This window comes from Flavobacterium sp. LC2016-01, from assembly GCF_009711135.1.
GTDB lineage: Bacteria > Bacteroidota > Bacteroidia > Flavobacteriales > Flavobacteriaceae > Flavobacterium.
The window spans coordinates 449,139-470,709 of the sequence record NZ_WMIC01000002.1 but is presented as its reverse complement, the minus strand read 5'-3'; the positions used below and the strand labels follow the sequence as shown (position 1 = coordinate 470,709).

The window sequence follows — 21,571 nt, the reverse complement described above, 5'->3', positions numbered from 1 at the left end:
TAAAATAGCCTAACAAATATAGAAGAATAAATATTGTTAAAATTGCGGTTTCCCGTAAAAACGTTAATAATAATTTTAGCCTATAACAAAACTTTTATTTTAAATACAGATAATGATTATAATAATCGATAATTGCTTTTCCTTCTAATAATACATCAGCACCAATTATTCCGTGGACAGGTTTTGCTTTATGCGATTCCAAAGCTTGATTTACGTGCGATAAATCAAAAATAACAATGCTGAAATCTTTGTTTTTCCAGCTTCCTAACTGCAATTTATTTTCCGATGAAATTTGAGTTTTCATTCCCGTGCCGCCAGCGCCAGATGCTTTTGTTTTTGATTTTTTTGCAGCCAATTCAAAACGCTCAATGCTTTCAAAACCAACGCAGGAATTAGAAGCTCCCGTATCTAAAATGAAATTTCCCGCAATGCCATTGACTTTTGCTTTTATAGCAAGATGCTGTGTTTTGGTAACTTTGAATTTTATTTTTTTATAGCCCTTTTCTCTGAGAACCTCGTGAAGATTTTCCATTTTTGATACCGATTGAATATCAAAAATAAGCCAATTAAAGCCAATAAACTAATTACATAATAGATATAATTTCCAGATTGCTCTTCTTTTGAAATCGACCCATAATATACAAAAGAACTCCAGTAATATGGTGATTTCTTGGCATTCGGAATTGATTTGTCATTCAAGTAATCGAGTTTTGCATTTGCATTTGCCTCAAAATAGGAAGCATTATTTTTAATGTTTTTATAAAAATCAGACATAAAAACGGAAGTCGTAAAATCATTTACTTTCCATAATGAAAATAGCAAATTCTGCGCACCTGCAAACTGAAAACCTCTTGCAACACTCATCGCACCTTCGGCTTTATACAATTTTCCAATTCCAGTTTCGCAGGCACTTAAAACCACTAAATCTGGATTAATATGCAGATTATACAATTCAGAATACAAAATTTCCTGATCATAAAATTTAATGCTCGCCGGAGTTTCAATATCGCCAGACGATGCGTGTGTACTCAAATGTAAAATGGAATAATTGGAAGCATTATTTTTAAAATTAGAAAATGTCGCATCCGAATTTTCTAAATATTTTCCCTTAAAATTACTTCGAATTGATTCCAGTTCTTTCTTCGAATAACTCAATTCAAAAGCAGTATTTTCAAAAACTGGAAAAACGCCTAAAACTGTTTTTTCTGATTTTGAAACCGATTTTGAGTTGAGGTAAATATTGGCCGAAGTGTTATAAGCAATTTTAAAATCATTCAGTAAATAATGCATTTTCGCAAAATTTGTTGTCTTTGATTCTTTCGTAATCAACGCTTCAAAAGGAAGAAAATTTAAAATTCCATCGGGCACAATGATGAGGTTTTGGTAAACGGAATTGTTTGGCAGGTTTAATAAATCATAAGCTACCTTTCCAGAATGATTGTAGCCTGAAATGTCATTTGTAATCGAGTTTGCATTATTGAAATAGTCTATAAAATGAACAATATTATAGAGTTTTCCGTCTCCAAAAGGAAGCCGATTTAATGAAATTCTATTGTTTTGCAAAGTAAAAAAATATTGATTCTCAAATCCCATAAAATAATAAACCATTACTGCTTTATCATTTTCTAATTTTGAAAATAAAGCTTTTAAATCACATTTCTCCGGAATATAATTTTGATTTTCAGACTGAATTTTTTTCAGCGAAAGCATTAATTCATTTTGCTTTTTTATCAATTGATTTATTTTTGAAATCGCAGCTAAATCACCTTTTTGCTGTTCTTTTAAAATAGCATTATTTAGGTTTTGAAGTTCTCGTAAAAGTTGTTTTTCTTCTGCTGAAGCGTTTTTAATATTCGAACGATAACGTTGCAAAATTCCTGATTTGGTTCTTTCAGATAATTGAAAAGCTTCTTCCAGATATTGAATTTTCCCTTCTCTTTCAAATAAATTTTTATAAATCGAAATGCATTTTTCAGTTCGATTACGAGATCTTAATTGGGAGATAATTTTTGAATTTTCGTAAACCAAAGAATTCATTAATAAATCTTCGATATAAAAAGAAAGATCAAAAGCCTTAAGTGCTTTTTTGGGCTGTTTTAGCCAAAGAATTTCTGCCTGTAAATCGAGTACATCAATTAAAACGGTTTCCGCATACAATTGATTTTGGTTTGGAAGTATATTTTTTGAATCGTAATTCGGAATTAAAACTTTAAAAATTGATAAAATCTGCTTTGCGCTTTGATCATATTTTCGTTCCTCAAAAAGTAATAAAGCCTTTTCATAATACAGTTTTGCGAGTTTTCTGGGTTGTTGATTTGGAGTTTCTAAGAATAATTTTTCGGCTTTTTCTAAATAGGAATTTGCAATCTCAAATCGTTGCCATTGTCTGTTTAACGAAGCAAGATTTCGATAAGAATTTGATAAAGTTTCGGGTTGATTTTTTTCGTTTTCTAAATACTTTATAGAAGATTGAAATGCAGTTTCAGCTTTCTGATGAATTTCAGGTCTCATCAAATTTCCGGTAGAATTTAATAAATAACTATTCCCCAGATTATTCCATAAAATGCCTTTCTGAGAATTCGATAATTTTTCCGCTTTTAAAGTGTTTTCCAGTAATTCAATTGCAAAAGAAATTTTACCGGAACTCTGATAAACATTAGATAAATTCAAAATCGCAGCAAACTTTTGCTTTTGCGCATCAGGATAATTTTTGGAAGTATTGACAATAAAAAAGTATTGTTTTATAATGTTTTCGGCACTGTCATAATCACCCAAAACCGTATATAAATTCCCCAAAGGTTTCAAGCAAAATTCAATTATATCATAGTTGGAAAGTTTGTTTTTTTGATAAAGCTGCCAAGCTTTTTCATAACTCGAAATGGAGTTTTGAGTCTGTCCAAACAGGTTTTCATAATAGGCTTTATTACAGTTTAAAACCACAATGGCCAGCAATTCATCTTTGGTTTTTGGTTTCGGATTTCTCCAAAAATCACTTTCTGTATTCTCTAAATTTTGTATCGCTTTCGCGGAAGGATGAGTCACGAAATTATCAACAGCATTGTATATTTTATCTTCCTGATTTTGCCCAAAAAGATTTAGGCTCAGGAAAAAGAAAATTAAACTGTATAAGTGATGTAAGTTCATGTTAAAAAACAATTAGTTATTATATTGTCAGTCTGAGCGAAGTCGAAGACCTTTTTTCGTTACAAAGCCTTCGACTTCGCTCAGGATGACATTTTGTTTAATCTACCACATTATAATATGAACTTACATCACTTATATGGTGAAAAAAAACTAAAACTTCCATATTCCATAAAGCTGAATATAATTGAAATTCTGTTCAAAATTAATCACGTAACGTGCACCCAAACTCGGACCAATTCTGGCAAAACCTGCCGTTAAATCAAATAAAAGCCCTGTTTTAAAATCGGTGAAAGAATTTTTTACTGTATTTTCAGTTGTTTTTGAATCAATTAAAAAATTCCCTTTGTCGCCTTCATAAAGATCCACTTGAATATTCTGATTTTGTTCTGAAGAAACATTCACATTAACCTGAACTCCAGCGCCAACTCCGATATAATTATTAATATTATAGCGAATCAAAAACGGAATTTCCCAATTGATATTTTTGTTTTCAGTTGTTGTTGTAGTGCGCTGCAATTGTCTTACCCCATTTGGATTGGTTAAAAATTCTTCTTCAACTTTAACCGCGCTGTTGTATTGGTTTAATGCATTTAGCCATTCAGCCTGCCAGTAAAAACGATACGATTTAAATGGCGAAATTGTAGCTCCCACAAAATAACTCGTCGATTTGTCTAAATCAGGATAAATATTATAACCCGCTTTTGCCCCAATCGAAATTCCGGGAAGAAATCGAGTCGTGGCGTAGTTGGTAATTATAGGTTCGTTTTTATCAAAAATAATGGCAGTTCGGCTTTTGGTTTTTACTTTATGAAAATCCTCGGCAAACTTCATCGAATATTTTACAAATCCTTTTGTGGAATCTTTTTCCTGAACATTTTTCTGTTCGCTTCCCGGCAAGTAAATATTTTTGAAAGTGAAAATAATCTGTTTTTGTTTGATAATCGTGTCCAGACAGCTTATCGTTGGTTCTTCGTCTTTTGGACAAATTGGACATTCAGGATACATGCTTTCAATCTGGAAAGTCTTTTTGTCGAACATATCCGGAACATCCGTTTCTAAACGAATTTTTCTTGCCGGACCTTCGCCGTTGTTTTGAAAACGGGTTTTAAAATTCACTCTTTTAAAACGCACCAATCTGTAATTCATAAAACTTCCGTTTGATCCCATTTTGTTTGGATCGTGCGAAGTCACAATTTCCATTTCGAGGTTTTTAATTTTATGGTTCTTATAACTTCGATTCGGAACAAAAATCCCGCGCATCGTAACCGTTGCGCTGGTATCTTTAATCATTTCAGGTGTTGTTTTAAAGGTATAAAAAACATTTCGGGTTTCCCCCGGATTGGCATCATCAAATTCTAAAATCGATACATTATGATAGGTTTTATTGGCATCTGAAAGTGATGCATCCAAATCTTCTTCGGTCGTTGTATTTCGGTATTTTTTTCGTTTGATTGTATTTTCGGCGGAAGCCACAAAAGTATTCGAATCGTCAAGGTCGTCGGTAGAAGCCACAAGATTTTCCTTCACTTCACGCTCGTTGGCATACGTTCTAAAATCAGTTAATTCAAAGTTATTATTCTTGAATTGTTTCTCATTGTAAAACAAATACAGTTTGCCGCTTGAAACATAATTTTCCAGATTCTGATAACTTACTACAACTATCATTTCCTGATCTGGAATAGGATCACAGTTTTTAATTATGGCAAAACCATTTTGATCCGCAATTGATGCAATGTCTTTATAATTAGTGTCTGTAATATCATTCACAGCCACTTTTTTAGGACGCGTTGCGGGAGGTTTTCCGTTGTCGTAATTGTTAGTTACGGCAAGGCGCGTGGTGTAAGTTCCTTTGTTTTTATAAACATGTTTTGGTTCTACTTCTTTACTGTAATGGCCGTCGCCGAGTTCCCATAAATACGAATAACTAGGTTTTGGCGCACCCGCTATCGGAATCAAAGGCGGTGTTTCAGGCTTAAAAGTTACGGCATTTCCGTTTTGGATAAAACCAATATTGGCTCTTCGGGTTATGGTGTCTTTTACTTTGGTTTGTCCTATTGAAAAAATAGAGAAGAGTATAAAGAAAATAGACAGTTGTGGTTTCATAACGAGATAGTTTTGGGTTCTAAAATCTTAATAATCAATTTTAAAACAGGATTAAATGTAAAAAAAAGTGATGAGCAAATCACCACTTTTTCTTAAAAAAGCATTTCTAAGTTATTGGATCGCATTAATTGCTGCGACCAATTGCGCTTCGGTACCAAGAGTAGTTTCGGCAAGCGTAAAAGTGTAAACGTCATTGGCGGCAACGGTTACAGCTTTAATCGCATAACGCCATTGACCACTGTCTTCGGTAACAAAAATCACGTGACATTTAAGACCAATCGGGATCTGGCCGTAATGTTCGCTAAATAATCCGGCTGCTGTATAAGTGTCTAATTTTGCAAGAGCATTTGTTCCTTCGCCGTCATAAGATAAATAAATTGCACTGTTGTTATTGTCATAACCATCAGGAGCATCAGCAAGAATGGTAGTTTTTGGTCTTGGATCACTGTAAAAACGGTCCACATTTGTCCAGCCAAAGTTTCCAAAAGTTACATAATAATTTGTTCCTTCGCCTTGAACACCGCCTTTTCCGTTTGCGCCATTTGCGTCGGCTTTTGCTTCTCTCCAAGCCAATTCTCCTGCATCATTAATTACACCCGTCCATAAAGTCATAGTATTGTCTACGCCGTCTGTAAGCGCTGCAGGCACAATCATACTCATTGAGCAAGAAGTTTGAAGTTCAACACCGCCCTGAGTTGCTTTGATAAAGAATTCTCCGCCAGAAATCAAAAGATTTTTCTTTCCGTCTGCAGTAATTCCCATTGTTGGTTTGTTGGTAATCAACATATTTCCTTTGTCAAAAAGCTCTATATATTCAATATCAATTTGCCCTGTTACGGCATTTCCGTTTTTGGTTAAACAGTTTCCGTTAATGTTCAGTTTAACTCCTTTTGCAGATGTTACCGATATCATTCCGGTTCCGGCTGTTACAGTGAATTTTTGAGTGTTTCCTTTTACTCCTTTTTCGCTGATGCTTTTAAAAGCAGCCGATGTTGGCGGTGTAATTTTAATTTCGTCTCCATCGCTGTTGTCGCAGCTTACTAAGGAGATTACTAATAAAAATAATAGACTGATAGTTTTAAATTTCGTGTTCATAATTTCTAGTTTTTATAAATCTGTCTTGAATGGTATCAAGCGGTTTTCAGATTCTGGTTGTTATTTATATTCTTAAATCAATTTGGGTTTGATTTTGTTACCCCTCGTTTTTAAAATATTTTTTCAGGCCTGTATAACACTATATCAATTCGCTTAAAAATTTGTTACCCCTGTTTTTTATTTTTTTTATTTAGGCTGATAAACATTTGTCTTCAAAAAGATTTCCGTCTTCATCTACAGCTACCAAAATGCTTTTCTTCTGCGAAAGCGTAACAATTAAATACAGCCAGACAATTGACCAGAAACCAAATGTGATGCAGGTAAGAAAGAGATGAAAAGAATGGTTTAGGACTTTTTTTTCTTTGGATAAAACTACATACGGCAATTTTTCGTTGTGTTCTACAATTACAAAACCATTTCGTTTTTTAGCCGAAATCATTTCATAAAACTGCTCCAGATTTTTTTCTTTAGTAAATTGATACGTTTCCATTCCTTTTAATATTTTTTAGTTTAAAAGAGTATTACAGGTCTATATCAAATTGATTTTGTAATTGTTACCCTGATAATTAAATTATTTGAGATTCTTTTTTAACTTTAACTAATCAAAAGTTTTTTTATGGAGAAAATTAAAATTCATAGTGACCAAATGTATATTGACGGACTTGCAGCAAATGATTCGGTAATTATTGAATCTATTTACAAGCAGTTCGTTCCTAAAGTCGTTTTTTTTGTCTTGAATAATTCAGGCGACAGAGAGCAGGCGCAGGACATTGTTCAGGAAGTCATGATATTGCTTTACAATCAGGCGAAAGCCAAAACATTGCAGCTTACTTGCCCTTTTGATGCCTACTTTTTTTTATTGTGTAAAAGGAAATGGCTGAATGAATTCAAAAAAATATCAAATAAAGGGGTAACAATTCATGAAGACGCGGTATCTATTAATGAATCTGCGTTAGAATTAATTGCTCAGACTGAAGAATTTGATGAAAAACAGAAGCTTTTTGATACCATGTTTCAAAAACTTGGAGACAAATGCCAAGAGCTGTTAAAGCTGAGTTTTTCGATTAAATCGATGGAAGAGGTTGCTGAAAAACTTAACGTAACGTACGGTTATGTACGCAAAAAGAAATCGTTATGTATAGGCCAGTTAACGCAGTGGATTCAGGAAGCCAAAAATTTTAATTCTCTAAAAAATAAGTAGTCATGAACGAAGAACGCTATATATTATTTGATCAATATCTTGAAGGCGAACTGGCTGTTGAAGAAAAAAATGACTTTGAAAAGCAATTGAAAGATGATGTTCAATTTGCTTCAGAATTTGAAACTTTCAAATCAGTACAGCTGCAGCTTCAGAATAAATTTGGATTTGAAGAAGAGAGAGAAGCATTCAAAGAAAATCTTAATCAGATTGCCGAAGAATATTTCAACAAAAAACCAAAAGTTATAGGTCTTAAACCTTGGTATCTTGCCGTTGCAGCATCGGTTGCGGTGATGTTTGGACTGTTCTTTTTTAATTACAATCAGAATCCGACTTACGCTGATTATAACCATCCTGAACAAGCTTCATTTGCCGAAAGAGGAAGTGAAAATGGCCCTTTAAAAAATGCTGAGAAAGAATTTAATGGCAAAAAATATTCATTGGCAATTCCGTTTTTTGAAGAAGTTTTAGCAAAAGGAAAAACACCAGAAATTCAATATTATTACGGGATTTCTCTTTTAGAAGAAAGTCATTATCTAAAAGCCGAAGCTGTTTTTAATGAATTGAAAGCAGGCAATTCAGTTTATAAAGAAAAAGCAATTTGGTACCTCGCATTATCTAAATTGAAACAAAGAGATTATCAATCCTGTAAAGAAATATTGCAGACAATTTCGCAGGATTATGAAGATTATGATGAAGTGCAACTGCTTCTGGATGAATTAGATTAATAAAAAAAGGTATTTACGTAAAACCGTAACCGAATTTAGAATTTTAGTTCTAAATTCGGTTTTTCTTTTTAAAGAAGTAGTCCCAAACTATCTATCCAAATCTGAACCTAAAATGCAAAGAATTACTTTATTAGTACTTGTTCTGTTTTCGCAAAGCATTTTCAGTGCATCAAAAATTACGGATACCGAAAAACTTGCGGCAACATGCAAAGTCTGGGGATTTTTAAAATATTATCATCCAAAAGTGGCTGGCGGAGAAGTAAATTGGGACAATCAGCTTTTAGAAAAACTTCCATTAATAGAAAAAGTACAAACGAAAGAAGACTTTTCATTAATTCTAGAAAACTGGATTGATAATCTTGGTCCAATAAAAGAAATCGGACCAATCGCTGCACCAAAAGAGGTAAAGTATTTTGATAAGAACTTTGATCTCTCTTGGATAAACAGCAATAAATTGTTTTCAAAAAAGCTTTCCAAAAAATTAAAATTTATTGAAGAAAATAGATTTCAAGGAGAACAATTCTACGTTTACACCGGGGAAGGTGTTGGAAATATTCTTTTGCAAAATGAAAGTTTCGAACATCCCGACTTTAGCGATAAGAGTTCAAAACTGAGAATGGTATTCATGTACTGGAATTTGATAGAATATTTTTTTCCGAATAAATATCTAATGGATCAGAAATGGGATATTACTTTAGAAAAAATAATACCTCTTGCGATTCAATCCCAGAATTACGATGATTTTTATCTGTCAATGCGAAAATTGGTTTCTAGAATTAATGACAGTCATACAGAGTTTTATTTATATCCTTCGCCTTCAGCAGTTCGTAAAGAGAAGTTGTTTTTTCCTGCGAAAGGAAAAATTATTGAGGAGAAATTGGTCGTTACAGAAATCTTGGCAGATAGTCTCGCTCAAGCTGATGATATAGAAATTGGGACAATAATTACTAAAATAAATGATAAAACGATAAAAGAGATCATTGCAGAAAATAGGGAGTTAATTTGTGCATCAAATGAATCTTCCTATTTAGATAAAGTAGTTGAAAAAAATTTAAGTGGCTATTCAGACACTGTGAAAATAGAGTTTTTTAAAGACAATAAGTATAGTACCAAAACAATGACATGGTTTAATTACCATGATTCTCACAGAAATGAATTTAAAAAGGGCGCACGAAAAAAGAAGGAGAAATTCAGGCTTTTAGAGGATAATATTGGTTATGTCGATATGGGAATTATAAAAATCAGAAATATTCCCGATATGGTTGAAGCTCTAAAAAACACCAAAGCTATTGTTTTTGATATGAGAAATTATCCGAACGGTACTTTCGAAGAAATATCAAAATTTTTAAATCCTCATGAAAAGAAATTTGCTATTTACACAATTCCAGATTTAAGTTATCCAGGACGATTTAGATGGACCAGCGGAAGTGACGCCGGTTTTGAGAATAAGGATAATTACAAAGGAAAAGTCATTATGCTGCTTAATGAAAAGACGCAAAGCCAGGCAGAATGGACAGCAATGTGTTTTCAGACATCGGGTAATGCTACCATAATTGGAAGTCAGACCGCTGGAGCAGATGGGAATGTATCTATTTTTGATTTTAAAGGGTTTAATACACAAATTTCAGGAATTGGAGTATTTTACCCAGATCAAACAGAAACCCAAAGAATTGGAATAGTTCCAGATATTGAAGTAAAACCAACAATAAAAGGAATTCAAGAAGGAAAAGATGAGGTTTTAGATCGCGCGTTGCTTTTTATTGAAACAGGAAAATAACCCAAACTACTAATAAATTAAACCCTACATTTTAATGAAAAAAATTACTTTATTTCTCTTTATTGTATTTTCTCAAGCCATTTTCAGCTCGACAAAAATCACCGAAACTGAAAAACTTACTGCAACATGCAAAGTCTGGGGATTTTTAAAATATTATCATCCGTTTGTTGCGGGAGGTAAAACAAATTGGGATGAACAGCTTTTAGAAAAACTTCCTAAGATAGAAAAAGCACAAACCAAAGAAGAGTTTTCATTGATTCTGGAAAATTGGATTGACGAACTTGGCCCGGTAAAAGAAATTGCGCCAATTCCCGAACCAAAAGATGTTAAGTTTTTTGATAAAAACTTCGATTTGTCTTGGATTAATAATGATAAAGTCTTTTCAAAAAAGCTTTCGAAGAAACTCAAATTTATTGAAGAAAACAGGTTTCAGGGTAAACAATTTTATGTGGAGGGAAGTGAACATGTAGAAAATGTTAACTTGATAAATGAGCGTTATGACGATCCCAATTTTGAGGATAAAAATTCAAAACTGCGCATGATATTTATGTACTGGAATGTCGTTGAATATTTTTTTCCATTTAAATATTTAATGCGTCAAAAATGGGATGAAACTTTAATGCAGACATTGCCTGCGGTAATCAAAGCTGAAAATTATACTGATTTTTACACAGCAATGAAAAAAATGGTTTCAAAAATAGATGACAGCCATACAGAGTTTTTTATGTATAAGTCTTCGATAGGTGAAGGAAATGGAAGATTTTTTCCTGCTAAAGGAAAAATAATAGATGAAAAAATAGTGGTGACAGAAATTGTAGGAGATAGTGTTGCCGAAGCTTATAATATTAAAATTGGAGATGTCATTACTAAAATAAATGACAAAACAATTAAAGAACTTATTTCAGAAAATAGAGATTTAATCTGCGCTTCAAATGAGGCTGCTTATTTAGATAAACTCGTAAGGATTGTCCTTGTGAATACCAATGATAATGTAAAAGTTGAATTTTTAAAAGACGGAAAATACGAAACAAAAGATATGATTTGGTTTGATTATCATGAGTCTCACAGAAATGAATTCAAAAAGGGAGTCATGAAAAAGAAGGACAAATTCAAGCTTTTGGATGACAATATAGGTTATGTTGATATGGGGATTATAAAATCGAGAAATATTCCGGCTATGATTGAGGCCTTAAAAAATACAAAAGCAATTGTTCTTGATATGAGAAATTATCCATTGGGTACTTTTAGGGAAATATCAAATTTTCTAAATTCTCAGGAGAAAGAATTTGCCATTTATACCCGCCCATATTATGAATATCCTGGCAAATTTATTTGGGATGGCTCAACAAAAAGCGGTTCTGAAAACAAAGATAATTACAAAGGAAAGGTGATTGTTTTGCTTAATGAGAAATCAGTGAGTCAATCAGAATGGACGGCAATGTGCTTTCAGGCAGCGGGAAATACGACAATTATTGGAAGTCAGACTGCCGGCGCAGATGGAAATGTAAGCCAATTTGATTTTAAAGGTTTTCATACCCTATTTTCAGGAATTGGAGTTTATTATCCCGACGGAAGAGAAACACAAAGAATTGGAATCATACCAGATATTGAAGTAAAACCAACAATAAAAGGAATTAAAGAAGGAAAAGATGAGGTTTTAGACCGCGCTTTGGTTTTTATTGAAACAGGAAAGTAAAACCAAGTTTGTCGTACTGAAGAACGAGGGATCGCACTAGCTGATCGTAAGAAAAAATGGGGGTTTTCTCTGCGAAACTTCTTGTGAGGTCCTTCGTTCATCAGGATGATAAATAAAAAAATAAGCAAGCCTTTGTCAAAGTTTTAAACTTTGACAAAGGTTTTCGTTTTTAAGAAAAAATCTGTTTTCATCTGTGTTTTCACGAAGTGAATCTGTGCCATCCGCGTACCAATTCCCCTCAAAATTGCTATTCTTTTAATATTGTCGTAATTTTGACACCTTTAAAAATTAGACAATTGAATTCAGCACCCATAATTACCGATACACACACGCATTTATATTCAGAAGAATTTGATCAGGATCGTGACGAAATGATACAGCGCGCTATTGATGCTGGAATTACACGTTTTTTTATTCCTGCAATCGATGCTGCCGCAACGCAGTCCATGTACGATTTAGAGAAAAATTACCCTGAAAATATCTTTTTAATGATGGGTTTGCATCCTACTTATGTGAAAGATAATTATCTGGAAGAACTAGCGCATGTAGAAACTGAATTGTCAAAACGAAAATTCTATGCTGTTGGTGAAATCGGGATTGATTTATATTGGGATAAAACACATTTGAAAGAGCAGCAAATTGCTTTTAAGAGACAAATTCAATTGGCAAAACAATACAAACTTCCTATTGTAATTCACTGCCGAGAAGCCTTCGACGAAATCTTTGAAGTTTTGGAAGAAGAAAAATCGGAAGATTTATTTGGGATTTTTCATTGTTTTTCCGGAACTTTAGAACAAGCAGAGCGTGCAATTTCTTACAAAATGAAGCTTGGAATAGGAGGAGTTGTCACTTTCAAGAACGGAAAAATCGATCAGTTTTTAAACCAAATCGATTTAAAACATATTGTATTAGAGACAGATTCACCTTATTTGGCGCCAATTCCTTACAGAGGAAAACGAAATGAAAGCAGTTATTTGATTAATGTTATTGCTAAATTAAGCGACATTTACGGAGTTTCTGCAGAAGAAATTGCAGCAATTACAACCCAAAATTCAAAGGACGTTTTTGGGATTTAACCCACATCTTACAAAACTTTAATTTTTTTTTTGTTCTTTTGCCCACTTAAACCCAAATAAATAATGCAGAGATTTGATGCCATTCGACCGTTTTATGATTCCGAAATAAATGAAGCCCTTCATGATGTAGTAAATCATCCTATGATGAAAACCATGATGAACTTTACTTTTCCGGAAGTAGAAGATGAGGTTTGGAAAGATCAGCTTAAGAAAACGCATTCAATTCGCGATTTTCAATGCAATTTTATTTACAATACAATCCAAAGAGTTTTAGAAAAAAGCTCTGAAGGCTTAACAACTTCAGGTTTTGAGAAATTGGAACCAAATACTTCTTATCTTTTTATCTCCAATCACAGAGATATTCTATTAGATACCACTTTGCTGAATGTTTGCTTGTTCGAACACGGTTTGGTAATGACGGCATCTGCAATTGGCGATAATTTGGTTAAAAAAGCTTTTTTGGCAACTTTGGCAAAATTGAACAGAAACTTTTTAGTTTTAAGAGGATTAACGCCTCGTGAAATGCTGCAGAGTTCTAAATTATTGGCTGAATATATGGGGCAGTTATTGCTTCGCGAAAATCGTTCGGTTTGGATTGCGCAGAGAGAAGGAAGAACAAAAGATGGAAATGACGAAACCAATCCAGGCGTTTTAAAAATGATTGGAATGGGATCTGATGAACCTAATTTGATGGATTATTTCAAAAAATTAAAAATCGTTCCAGTTTCTATTTCTTATGAATATGATCCGACAGATGTTTTGAAAATGCCGCAGTTAATGGCAGAAGCAAACAACGAAGTTTACGTTAAAGATAAAAATGAAGATTTCATGACCATTTTGAGCGGTATCATGGGAACTAAAAAAAGAATACATATTTCTGTTGGAGATGTTCTTGATACAGAAATTGATCAGATTGTTGCCGAAAATGACAATGGAAATAAACAAGTTCAGGCTTTGGCACAAACAATTGATGATGTCATTTTGAAAAACTATCAATTATGGCCAACTAACTTTATTGCGTACGATATTTTAAACGAAACCGATAAATTCGCCCACAAGTATAAAGAGAACGAAAAATCACTTTTTGAGCGTCGTTTAGAAATGAGAATTGGCAGTGATAATCCGGTTACCAGACAAGGATTTTTATCAATGTATGCGAATCCGGTTGTCAATAAATTGAAATACCAAGATGTCATCTAAAGCTAAAATACTTTTAATTTATACCGGAGGAACCATCGGTATGAGCAAGGATTTTGAAACGGGCGCGCTTAAAGCGTTCAATTTTGGAAAACTGCTTCAAAAAATTCCTGAAATCAAACAATTGGATTGTGAAATCGAAACGGTTTCATTTGAACATCCAATTGATTCTTCAAACATGAATCCTGAAATGTGGACAAAAATTGCCACAATTATCGAGGATAATTATGCTAAATATGACGGATTTGTAGTGCTGCACGGTTCAGATACAATGTCATATTCGGCTTCGGCATTGAGTTTTATGTTGGAGAATTTAGCCAAACCAGTCGTGTTTACAGGATCGCAATTGCCAATTGGTGATTTGCGTACCGATGCAAAAGAAAATTTGATTACGGCTATTCAAATTGCTTCACTTCAGGAAAACGGGAAACCGGTTATCAATGAAGTTTGCCTTTATTTTGAATATAAATTATACCGAGGAAATAGAACTTCAAAAGTAAATGCCGAACATTTTAAGGCCTTTACAGCGCCAAATTATCCGGAATTGGTAGAATCTGGGGTGCATTTAAAATTGAATTCGCATTTGTTTCTTCCAATAAATACAGATGCTAAATTGATTGTTCATAAAAACTTAGACAATCACGTAGCGATAATCAAAATGTTTCCTGGCATGAGCGAAGTGGTTTTGGCTTCGATTTTAGCAACTTCAGGTTTACGTGGAATTGTCTTAGAAACTTACGGCTCAGGAAATGCTCCAACCGAAGATTGGTTTTTGAAATTAATTGAAAAAGCAATTAACTCAGGAATGCACATTGTAAACGTAACGCAATGTTCTGGCGGAAGCGTAAACATGGGACAATACGAAACCAGCACAGCATTAAAATCGCTTGGCGTTATTTCAGGAAAAGATATTACTACAGAAGCTGCAATTACAAAATTGATGTACTTGCTTGGGCATAATATCCCGCAAAACGAGTTTAAAGATATTTTTGAAACGGCACTTCGTGGCGAGATTTCGTAAAAGAAATTCCAATAAAAAAATCCCAAATTCCAATTGTAGAAATTCCAAAAAGTTTACATAACAAAACCCGACAGGTTTTTAAAACCTGTCGGGTTTACTATACGCAACAACATTTGTCAAAGTTTAAAACTTTGACAAATGTTTCGGATAATTGGAATTTGGAATTTTAAAAATTTGGAATTTAATTTTTAGAATTTCTATACTGAACCGGACAAGTTTCTAAGTCTTCCTGAGAACTACGGTTTTTATAATACACATAAACAATCACCGAAACAATACAAATGATTCCCTGAATCGCCACCGTATTTCTAGTCCCGATAATGTGAGAAACGTAGCCAATAAGTAAACTTCCCACAGGAATCATTCCCTGATACGCCATCAAATAATAACTGATGCTTCTTGAACGCATATTTACAGAACTCTGTGTTTGAACATAAATATTTATAGCTGAGGTTTGCGCCATCATTCCTACACCGCTCAGCGCCATACAAATAAGCGCGATAGTTAAACTATTTGAGTAAGCAAGTATTATGACGCTAAAACCTAATAATAAGCTCGCAGCAATCATTATTTTATTCATATTGTCAGCTCTTTTAAGATTAGCCAGATAAATAGCCGAAACGATAGAACCAATTCCGGCAGCGCTTTCAAACCAGCTGAAAGTCTGTGCGTTGCCACTAAAAATATCTTTGGCAAAAACCGGCATCAAAGTGTTGAAAGAAATCACAAATAAACTGCTGCACATTAACATTAAAAGCATTTTTGCCATTTCGGTTTCTTTTTTGACATAATCTAAACCTTCAAGAAAATCATCAAGCATTTTGAATTTATCTTCGGCTTTAATGTGCGGTGTGATTCTCATCATGAAAAGCGAAATCAAAACTGGAATATAGCTTAAGAAGTTTCCAATGAAACAAATGTCTTCGCCGTAATTGTGCAGAATAATTCCGGCAAGCGCTGGACCAGCAATTCGGGCGAAATTATTTAGAGTCGAATTTAGGGCAACAGCATTTGGCAAATCTTCTTTATCATTGACAATATCAATCATCATGGTTTGTCTGCAGGTCATGTCAAAAGCATTTATAATTCCCTGAAAAAGACTCAATGCCAGAATAAAATTGATGTTATAGATTTTTAGATAAAGCAGCAAAGCCAAAGCCCCAGCCTGAAGCATGGCTAAAGACTGCAATAAAATCATGGCTTTGTGTCGGTCATATCTTCCGATAACACTTCCGGCCAATGGTGCAAGAAATAAAGTCGGAATCATGCTTAAAAATGTAGCCAGACCTAATAAAAATACGGAACCAGTAATACTGTAAACCATCCAGCTTACAGCGGTTTTCTGTAACCAGGTTCCAACAATAGAAACGGATTGTCCGTAAAAGAAGAGCTTGAAGTTTCTAGATTTTAATGCTTTAAACATGATTTGTAATATTTAATACAAAGGTCGGGATTATGATTACATTAGAAAAATTAATAATTTTACTGATAATAAGTATTTAATCTTATCAATATGGAATTATATCAACTCGAATATTTTATAAAAACGGCTGAGGTTTTGCATTTTACAAAAGCAGCCGAATTGTGTTTTGTTACGCAATCAGGGCTTTCGCAGCAAATCAAAAAACTGGAGGAAGAACTTGGTTTGCCTTTGTTTAAGCGAATTGGCAAAAAAGTGCAGTTGACAGAAGCGGGCTCGGTTTTTTTGATTCATGCCAAAAAAGTGGTCGAAAATGTAGAAAACGGTAAACAGGCAATCGAAGATTTAAATGAAATGATTGGCGGTGAACTGCGAATAGGAGTGACTTATATTTTTGGTTTGCTGATTCTTCCGGTTGTCAACATATTTGCTAAAAAATATCAAAACCTAAAAATTGTTGTTGAATATGGAACAACAGAAGCTTTAGAACAAAAACTTCTTGACAACCAGTTAGATGTCGTTTTGGTTATTTCATCGCATGAAATTGAATTGCCCATTCAGAAAATACCTTTGTTTACCTCTCACATGGTTTTGGCGGTTTCGAGAACACATGCTTTAGCCGATTTAGATAAAATAGCTTTTAAGAAAATAGAAGAAATTCCGCTGGTATTGCCCGGAAAAGGCTCAAATTCGAGAGAATTTGTTGAAGAATTATTTCAAAAATTCAATATGAAACCCAAAATCTCAATAGAGCTGCATTCTATACATGCATTATTGCAAATGGTAGAGAACAGTGATTGGGCGACAATTGTTGCAGAAATGGCGCTTAAAGGCTGGGATCAGCTTAAAGCAATACAAATTACGGGTGTTGCCACTAAAAGAGAAGCTTTTATGTTGACGATAGGCGGTTACCAGAAAAAAGCTGTAAAATTGTTTATGGAAGAATTTAGAAAGAGCATTTAAAGTAATCTTTGATTTTACTTTTGAAACTCATTTTTTTTTGTGTTCTTTGCAGACCAACAAAGAGAGGTGTCCGAGTGGTTGAAGGAGCTAGCCTGGAAAGCTAGTATATGGGTAACTGTATCGAGGGTTCGAATCCCTTTCTCTCTGCAAAGCCTTTTGTGAATTTCACAAGAGGCTTTTTTTATGATACTACAGGAATATAAATATCAAATTTAGCTCCTTGATTTAATTTGCCAGTTGCCGTAATTATACCGCTATGATTTTCTACAATCTTTTTTACTATGGCAAGACCAATTCCGGTTCCCTTGTATTTTGTTCTGCTATGAAGCTGCTGAAACATTTCGAAAACACGGCCTTCAAATTGTTGATCAAACCCAATACCATTGTCGCTGATTATTATATGACAGTAATCAGATGATGACAAAAGATTCTTTGCTTTTTGTTTGGTATAAAGGCTTTCTATTTTAATACGTGGTATTTCGTCCTGTTTTGAAAATTTGAGAGAGTTACTTATTAGATTACAGATAAGCTGATGAAACTGCGAAGGGATTATATAAGCGCTGCAATTTCCAGATACTTCTATAATTGCTTTTTTCAGGATTATTTCTTCTTTTAAATCTTCTACGACTGTATTTATAATGTCATTAATGTTGAAGTTTTCAAATTTCTTTTCGGTTACACTTGTGCGCGAGTAAGTTAATAAATCATTTATTAGTGCCTGCATATGAGAGGCAGCAACTTCAATACGTTCAAAATAGTATTTTCCTTTAGGAGTTAAATTTTGAAATTCATCAGTACTTATTCGGTCTGTGAAAACCTGAATTTTTCTTAAAGGTTCTTGTAAATGATGACTCGAAATATACGTAAATGCTTCGAGTTCATTATTTGTGAGTATTAATTCAGTTGCTCGTTTTTCTTTTTCCTGATTCTGAAAAGTAAGTTCAGTATTGGCAATAACCAATTCTGCGGCGCGTTTTTCTTTTTCCTGATTTTGAAAAACAAGTTCAGTGTTAGCGATAACCAATTCTGCGGCACGATTTTCTTTTTCTTTATTTTGAAAAGCAAGTTCCGTATTGGCTATAGCCAATTCTGCGGCACGATTTTCTTTTTCTTTATTTTGAAAAGCAAGTTCTGCATTTGCTATAACTAATTCAGCTGCACGATTTTCTTTTTCTTTATTTTGGTAAGCAAGTTCTATATTGGCAATAATTAGTTCTGCTGCGCGTTTTTTTCGTTCCTCTATCTGCTGAGAAAGTTTTTTATTGACCAGCAATAACTCGTCATTATGATTTGCTTTACTTTTTTCTGGAAGAGCAATACCATCAGGCGGAATATTTTTTTTTTCACTCATGATTTCTGGTGCATTTACTCAAATATAACCTAACTGAATTTAATGTCTTTGTTTTAAATGTAATAAGTGGATTTATAATACAGAAATAGCGTTATTATTGAAAACTAATAGTATTTATTTTTAAGTTTTTTCTTATATTTTATAATTGAAGATTTAAATAAAAACCCCTTGTAAAAACTAATTTACAAAGGGAAATTTGTATAGCATTGGTTTGTTTTATGAACTTTTATAGATAAATTTTTCAACAGCTTTAGAGAGGCGAAATATTTAATTTATGTTTTTTTATCAGAGTTTAGCCAGACTACATTTTGTTCTGATTCATGATTTTGACCAATAATATCTTTGTACAATTCTGGTCTTCTAGCTTTTATATAGCGATTCCCTCCGGCCTGAATACATTTTTCTGGAGTAAGTACTGCTGTTGCAAAAGAGTCATCAAAAGTGCTGCATTCTGCCAAAACATCACCAAAAGGATCTATAATCATAGAACAGCCATTTTTTAATTGATCATCATCCATACCAATTGGGTTTGAAAATATGGCATAGATTGCATTATCATATGCTCTTGCTGGAAGCCATTTCATTAGCCAGTCACGGCCTTTCATTCCGTTAAATTCTAATCGAAGGGAAGTTGGATCAGCTTCGCGATTTTCCCAAAGTTGAGGAGATACAAAACCCGCACCAGGTCTTGTAGATGGAGTGCACATGGTCACGTGAGGCATAAATATAATATCGGCACCTAAAAGTTTTGTAGCGCGCACATTTTCGATAATATTATTGTCGTAACAAATTAAAATACCGCATTTCCAGCCTTCAATTTCAAAAATACAATAACGATCTCCAGGCGTTAAATATGGATTTATAAACGGATGCAGTTTTCGGTATTTGGCCACTAAACCATTTTTATCTACACAAACATAGGCTTTGAAGAGATTGTCATTTTCGTCTTTTTCGAAAAGTCCGGCTAATAGTATAATGTTGTTGTTTTTGGCAATTTCAATTAATTTCAAAATGCTTTCTCCACTTGGAATCAATTCTGCCAAGTCTAACATTTGTTCTTTTGACAAATGCATTGCAAACGTATATCCGGTTATAGAGCATTCATGAAACGAAATTACATCGCAACCTTCAATTGATGCTTTTTGAGAAAGTTTTTCGATTACCGATAAGTTATAGTTTTTATCGCCGCTTTTGTTTTCAAACTGAGCTGTGGCTATTTTTAGATTTTTCATGTTGCACACTATTAATTTTAGTCAAAAATAGCTGCAGGAATATTTTATAAATTGTAAAAAACCGACATTTTAGAATGACGAAGAAGGAAATCTTTTTATAAGATTATTTGTTAATTTCCCAGTATTATTTAAATATTCTGTTGGCGTTATTCCGGTATGTTTTTTAAATTCTTTTATTAAATGCGATTGATCTGAAAATCCGGCATCGTAACAAATTGTTGTTAAATTGGTCTTGTCAGGTTTGTCATTTAATAGTTTTAAGAAATAGTGCAGTCTCACAACGTTGCCAAATTTTTTCGGATTTAATCCGATGCTTTCTTTGAATTTTCTTTCCAAATGCCTTTCGGTGTAACCCGTATATTCGACTAATTGTTTTATAGCGAAATGACCTTTGTTAGCGATAATAAAGTTTAAAGCATGATCTATTATGAATTGATTTGAAGCTGGTTTTGCATTGATTAACGAGCTAAAAAAATGATTTAGCAGTTCAACTCGTGCTGGGTTATTTTGCTGTAATAATTTTTCCTGAAGCGCCATAATTTTTTGGTCGAATACATCTTCAACAGGAATAATAGAATTGTGAAATTCATAGGCAGGAATTCCTAATAATTGATGAATTCCGTTGGGTTGAAAAACGACAATGATCAGTGTTATTTCATTTTCAGAATAAAGATCTTTAAAACCATTTAGTTGTCCGTATAAAAAAGAAGCGGGCAGATATTCTTTTATATCGGATTTGTTAATTCCAGAAATAAGTTTGCTTTTTACAGAAAATACAAGGCCGGTATTGCCATCAGAAAACAGACGAAATTTTTGTGCAGCAGTTTCGGTATTATCTAAAAAAAGATAATGCTTTATGTAAGGGGATAACTCTTTTGGAGGTGAAACTTGCATGAATTTAGTCGATTTTACAGATAATCTGTTTTGGCTAATTTAGGTATATTTTTCTTGAAAAAACGAAAATATCTCGTCTAGCCCCGATAGAAGCGGTATCCTTTTATGTCCGCCGCGGCGGATATAAAAGATATAGCGGATAGCGGGACTAAAGGTGTTTTGAAAATTGATTTTTCTGCTGCTAAAAATAACTAATAAAAAAGCAGATAGCCTTGTTGCGTGATTCTAAAATTAAGCTTGCATTACGGTTTTCCACATTCTCTATTAATTAAATTATTATATATTTGGCCCAATTGTCAATATATAAATTTAAATGGATTTGCCTCCTTACTCGCCAGGACTTCATAAACTGGTAACATTACATGTCGATGAAATTTCTAAATTAACCAATAGCCAGGGCTTTGTTGCTGTAACTGAATCTATTTTAGAAAAGTATGAACTTGAAAAAGTGGGTGTTGTGGTACATGATTTTGACAACAATAGTTTTACAATTTCTTTCTGTTTAAAAGAATCTCATATTTGCATACATACTTGGCCAGAATATAATCAGCTTACTTTGGATGTTTATTTGTGCAATTATCTTCAGGATAATTCAAGCAAAGTAAGAAGTGTTATGGCGGATTACATCACTTATTTTGATGGAAAAATTATTAAGGATTTTGAAATTAACCGATAA

General features: G+C 33.4%; 18 protein-coding genes and 1 tRNA gene. 10 read left to right on the top strand and 9 right to left on the bottom strand.

Features of this window, described 5'->3' with window-relative positions:
- Positions 1-94 precede the first annotated feature (94 nt).
- The 5 genes from GKZ88_RS06425 to GKZ88_RS06405 form a co-directional block, all read right to left on the bottom strand.
- On the bottom strand, positions 95-532 hold the full coding sequence (locus tag GKZ88_RS06425) for a retropepsin-like aspartic protease (RefSeq protein ID WP_155101556.1): 438 nt from the start codon (positions 530-532) through the stop codon (positions 95-97).
- Complete coding sequence (locus tag GKZ88_RS06420; protein WP_155101555.1) at positions 484-3,144, bottom strand: CHAT domain-containing protein; 2,661 nt, start codon at positions 3,142-3,144, stop codon at positions 484-486. The genes GKZ88_RS06425 and GKZ88_RS06420 overlap by 49 nt, the downstream gene beginning before the upstream one ends.
- A gap of 150 nt (positions 3,145-3,294) precedes the next feature.
- The gene (locus tag GKZ88_RS06415; protein ID WP_155101554.1) at positions 3,295-5,247 is read right to left on the bottom strand and encodes a PKD domain-containing protein; all 1,953 of its coding nucleotides are present in this window, start codon (positions 5,245-5,247) and stop codon (positions 3,295-3,297) included.
- Positions 5,248-5,358: 111 nt separating this feature from the next.
- On the bottom strand, positions 5,359-6,342 hold the full coding sequence (locus GKZ88_RS06410; RefSeq protein WP_155101553.1) for a hypothetical protein: 984 nt from the start codon (positions 6,340-6,342) through the stop codon (positions 5,359-5,361).
- Positions 6,343-6,532: 190 nt separating this feature from the next.
- Positions 6,533-6,832, bottom strand: a complete 300-nt coding sequence (locus GKZ88_RS06405; protein WP_155101552.1) for a hypothetical protein — start codon at positions 6,830-6,832, stop codon at positions 6,533-6,535.
- Between the two features lie 126 nt (positions 6,833-6,958).
- Between GKZ88_RS06405 and GKZ88_RS06400 the strand changes: the two genes are divergently transcribed.
- From GKZ88_RS06400 to GKZ88_RS06370, 7 genes are all read left to right on the top strand, one after another.
- Complete coding sequence (locus GKZ88_RS06400; RefSeq protein ID WP_155101551.1) at positions 6,959-7,543, top strand: sigma-70 family RNA polymerase sigma factor; 585 nt, start codon at positions 6,959-6,961, stop codon at positions 7,541-7,543.
- 2 nt (positions 7,544-7,545) lie between these two features.
- Positions 7,546-8,268, top strand: coding sequence for a tetratricopeptide repeat protein (locus tag GKZ88_RS06395; RefSeq protein ID WP_155101550.1), 723 nt, complete (start codon positions 7,546-7,548; stop codon positions 8,266-8,268).
- 112 nt (positions 8,269-8,380) lie between these two features.
- Positions 8,381-10,045, top strand: coding sequence for a S41 family peptidase (locus GKZ88_RS06390; RefSeq protein WP_155101549.1), 1,665 nt, complete (start codon positions 8,381-8,383; stop codon positions 10,043-10,045).
- A gap of 34 nt (positions 10,046-10,079) precedes the next feature.
- Entirely contained in the window at positions 10,080-11,741 is a 1,662-nt protein-coding gene (locus GKZ88_RS06385; RefSeq protein WP_155101548.1) for a S41 family peptidase, read from the top strand.
- A 296-nt stretch (positions 11,742-12,037) separates the two neighbouring features.
- A complete protein-coding gene (locus GKZ88_RS06380; RefSeq protein ID WP_155101547.1) occupies positions 12,038-12,817 on the top strand; it encodes a TatD family hydrolase in 780 nt (259 codons plus the stop codon).
- 63 nt (positions 12,818-12,880) lie between these two features.
- Complete coding sequence (locus GKZ88_RS06375; protein WP_155101546.1) at positions 12,881-14,017, top strand: 1-acyl-sn-glycerol-3-phosphate acyltransferase; 1,137 nt, start codon at positions 12,881-12,883, stop codon at positions 14,015-14,017.
- Positions 14,007-15,035 carry an asparaginase gene (locus tag GKZ88_RS06370; RefSeq protein ID WP_155101545.1) on the top strand — a complete coding sequence of 343 codons (1,029 nt, stop codon included), beginning with the start codon at positions 14,007-14,009 and terminating at the stop codon, positions 15,033-15,035. The genes GKZ88_RS06375 and GKZ88_RS06370 overlap by 11 nt, the downstream gene beginning before the upstream one ends.
- Positions 15,036-15,216: 181 nt before the next feature.
- On the opposite strand, the gene GKZ88_RS06365 is transcribed toward GKZ88_RS06370, so the two are convergent.
- Positions 15,217-16,458 carry an MFS transporter gene (locus tag GKZ88_RS06365; RefSeq protein ID WP_155101544.1) on the bottom strand — a complete coding sequence of 414 codons (1,242 nt, stop codon included), beginning with the start codon at positions 16,456-16,458 and terminating at the stop codon, positions 15,217-15,219.
- Positions 16,459-16,548: 90 nt separating this feature from the next.
- On the opposite strand from GKZ88_RS06365, the gene GKZ88_RS06360 reads away from it, so the two are divergent.
- Positions 16,549-17,418: a LysR substrate-binding domain-containing protein gene (locus tag GKZ88_RS06360; protein WP_155101543.1), complete on the top strand. Its 870-nt coding sequence runs from the start codon at positions 16,549-16,551 to the stop codon at positions 17,416-17,418.
- A gap of 60 nt (positions 17,419-17,478) precedes the next feature.
- A tRNA-Ser gene (locus tag GKZ88_RS06355) sits at positions 17,479-17,565 on the top strand.
- Positions 17,566-17,599: 34 nt separating this feature from the next.
- On the opposite strand, the gene GKZ88_RS06350 is transcribed toward GKZ88_RS06355, so the two are convergent.
- From GKZ88_RS06350 to GKZ88_RS06340, 3 genes are all read right to left on the bottom strand, one after another.
- Positions 17,600-18,769 carry an ATP-binding protein gene (locus GKZ88_RS06350; protein WP_155101542.1) on the bottom strand — a complete coding sequence of 390 codons (1,170 nt, stop codon included), beginning with the start codon at positions 18,767-18,769 and terminating at the stop codon, positions 17,600-17,602.
- Positions 18,770-19,041: 272 nt separating this feature from the next.
- The gene (locus GKZ88_RS06345) at positions 19,042-20,001 is read right to left on the bottom strand and encodes a nitrilase family protein (RefSeq protein WP_155101541.1); all 960 of its coding nucleotides are present in this window, start codon (positions 19,999-20,001) and stop codon (positions 19,042-19,044) included.
- A 69-nt stretch (positions 20,002-20,070) separates the two neighbouring features.
- Positions 20,071-20,895, bottom strand: coding sequence for a helix-turn-helix domain-containing protein (locus GKZ88_RS06340; protein ID WP_155101540.1), 825 nt, complete (start codon positions 20,893-20,895; stop codon positions 20,071-20,073).
- Positions 20,896-21,208: 313 nt separating this feature from the next.
- Between GKZ88_RS06340 and GKZ88_RS06335 the strand changes: the two genes are divergently transcribed.
- Positions 21,209-21,571, top strand: coding sequence for an S-adenosylmethionine decarboxylase (locus GKZ88_RS06335; protein WP_155101539.1), 363 nt, complete (start codon positions 21,209-21,211; stop codon positions 21,569-21,571).

What these genes read in the sequence shown, in the direction of transcription:
- GKZ88_RS06410 (WP_155101553.1), bottom strand. Translation starts at nt 6,342, where the DNA reads ATGAACACGAAATTTAAAACTATCAGTCTATTATTTTTATTAGTAATC.
- GKZ88_RS06400 (WP_155101551.1), top strand. Translation starts at nt 6,959, where the DNA reads ATGGAGAAAATTAAAATTCATAGTGACCAAATGTATATTGACGGACTT.
- GKZ88_RS06350 (WP_155101542.1), bottom strand. Translation starts at nt 18,769, where the DNA reads ATGAGTGAAAAAAAAAATATTCCGCCTGATGGTATTGCTCTTCCAGAA.
- GKZ88_RS06365 (WP_155101544.1), bottom strand. Translation starts at nt 16,458, where the DNA reads ATGTTTAAAGCATTAAAATCTAGAAACTTCAAGCTCTTCTTTTACGGA.
- GKZ88_RS06390 (WP_155101549.1), top strand. Translation starts at nt 8,381, where the DNA reads ATGCAAAGAATTACTTTATTAGTACTTGTTCTGTTTTCGCAAAGCATT.
- GKZ88_RS06360 (WP_155101543.1), top strand. Translation starts at nt 16,549, where the DNA reads ATGGAATTATATCAACTCGAATATTTTATAAAAACGGCTGAGGTTTTG.
- GKZ88_RS06370 (WP_155101545.1), top strand. Translation starts at nt 14,007, where the DNA reads ATGTCATCTAAAGCTAAAATACTTTTAATTTATACCGGAGGAACCATC.
- GKZ88_RS06340 (WP_155101540.1), bottom strand. Translation starts at nt 20,895, where the DNA reads ATGCAAGTTTCACCTCCAAAAGAGTTATCCCCTTACATAAAGCATTAT.
- GKZ88_RS06425 (WP_155101556.1), bottom strand. Translation starts at nt 532, where the DNA reads ATGGAAAATCTTCACGAGGTTCTCAGAGAAAAGGGCTATAAAAAAATA.
- GKZ88_RS06335 (WP_155101539.1), top strand. Translation starts at nt 21,209, where the DNA reads ATGGATTTGCCTCCTTACTCGCCAGGACTTCATAAACTGGTAACATTA.
- GKZ88_RS06405 (WP_155101552.1), bottom strand. Translation starts at nt 6,832, where the DNA reads ATGGAAACGTATCAATTTACTAAAGAAAAAAATCTGGAGCAGTTTTAT.
- GKZ88_RS06345 (WP_155101541.1), bottom strand. Translation starts at nt 20,001, where the DNA reads ATGAAAAATCTAAAAATAGCCACAGCTCAGTTTGAAAACAAAAGCGGC.
- GKZ88_RS06385 (WP_155101548.1), top strand. Translation starts at nt 10,080, where the DNA reads ATGAAAAAAATTACTTTATTTCTCTTTATTGTATTTTCTCAAGCCATT.
- GKZ88_RS06415 (WP_155101554.1), bottom strand. Translation starts at nt 5,247, where the DNA reads ATGAAACCACAACTGTCTATTTTCTTTATACTCTTCTCTATTTTTTCA.
- GKZ88_RS06420 (WP_155101555.1), bottom strand. Translation starts at nt 3,144, where the DNA reads ATGAACTTACATCACTTATACAGTTTAATTTTCTTTTTCCTGAGCCTA.
- GKZ88_RS06395 (WP_155101550.1), top strand. Translation starts at nt 7,546, where the DNA reads ATGAACGAAGAACGCTATATATTATTTGATCAATATCTTGAAGGCGAA.
- GKZ88_RS06375 (WP_155101546.1), top strand. Translation starts at nt 12,881, where the DNA reads ATGCAGAGATTTGATGCCATTCGACCGTTTTATGATTCCGAAATAAAT.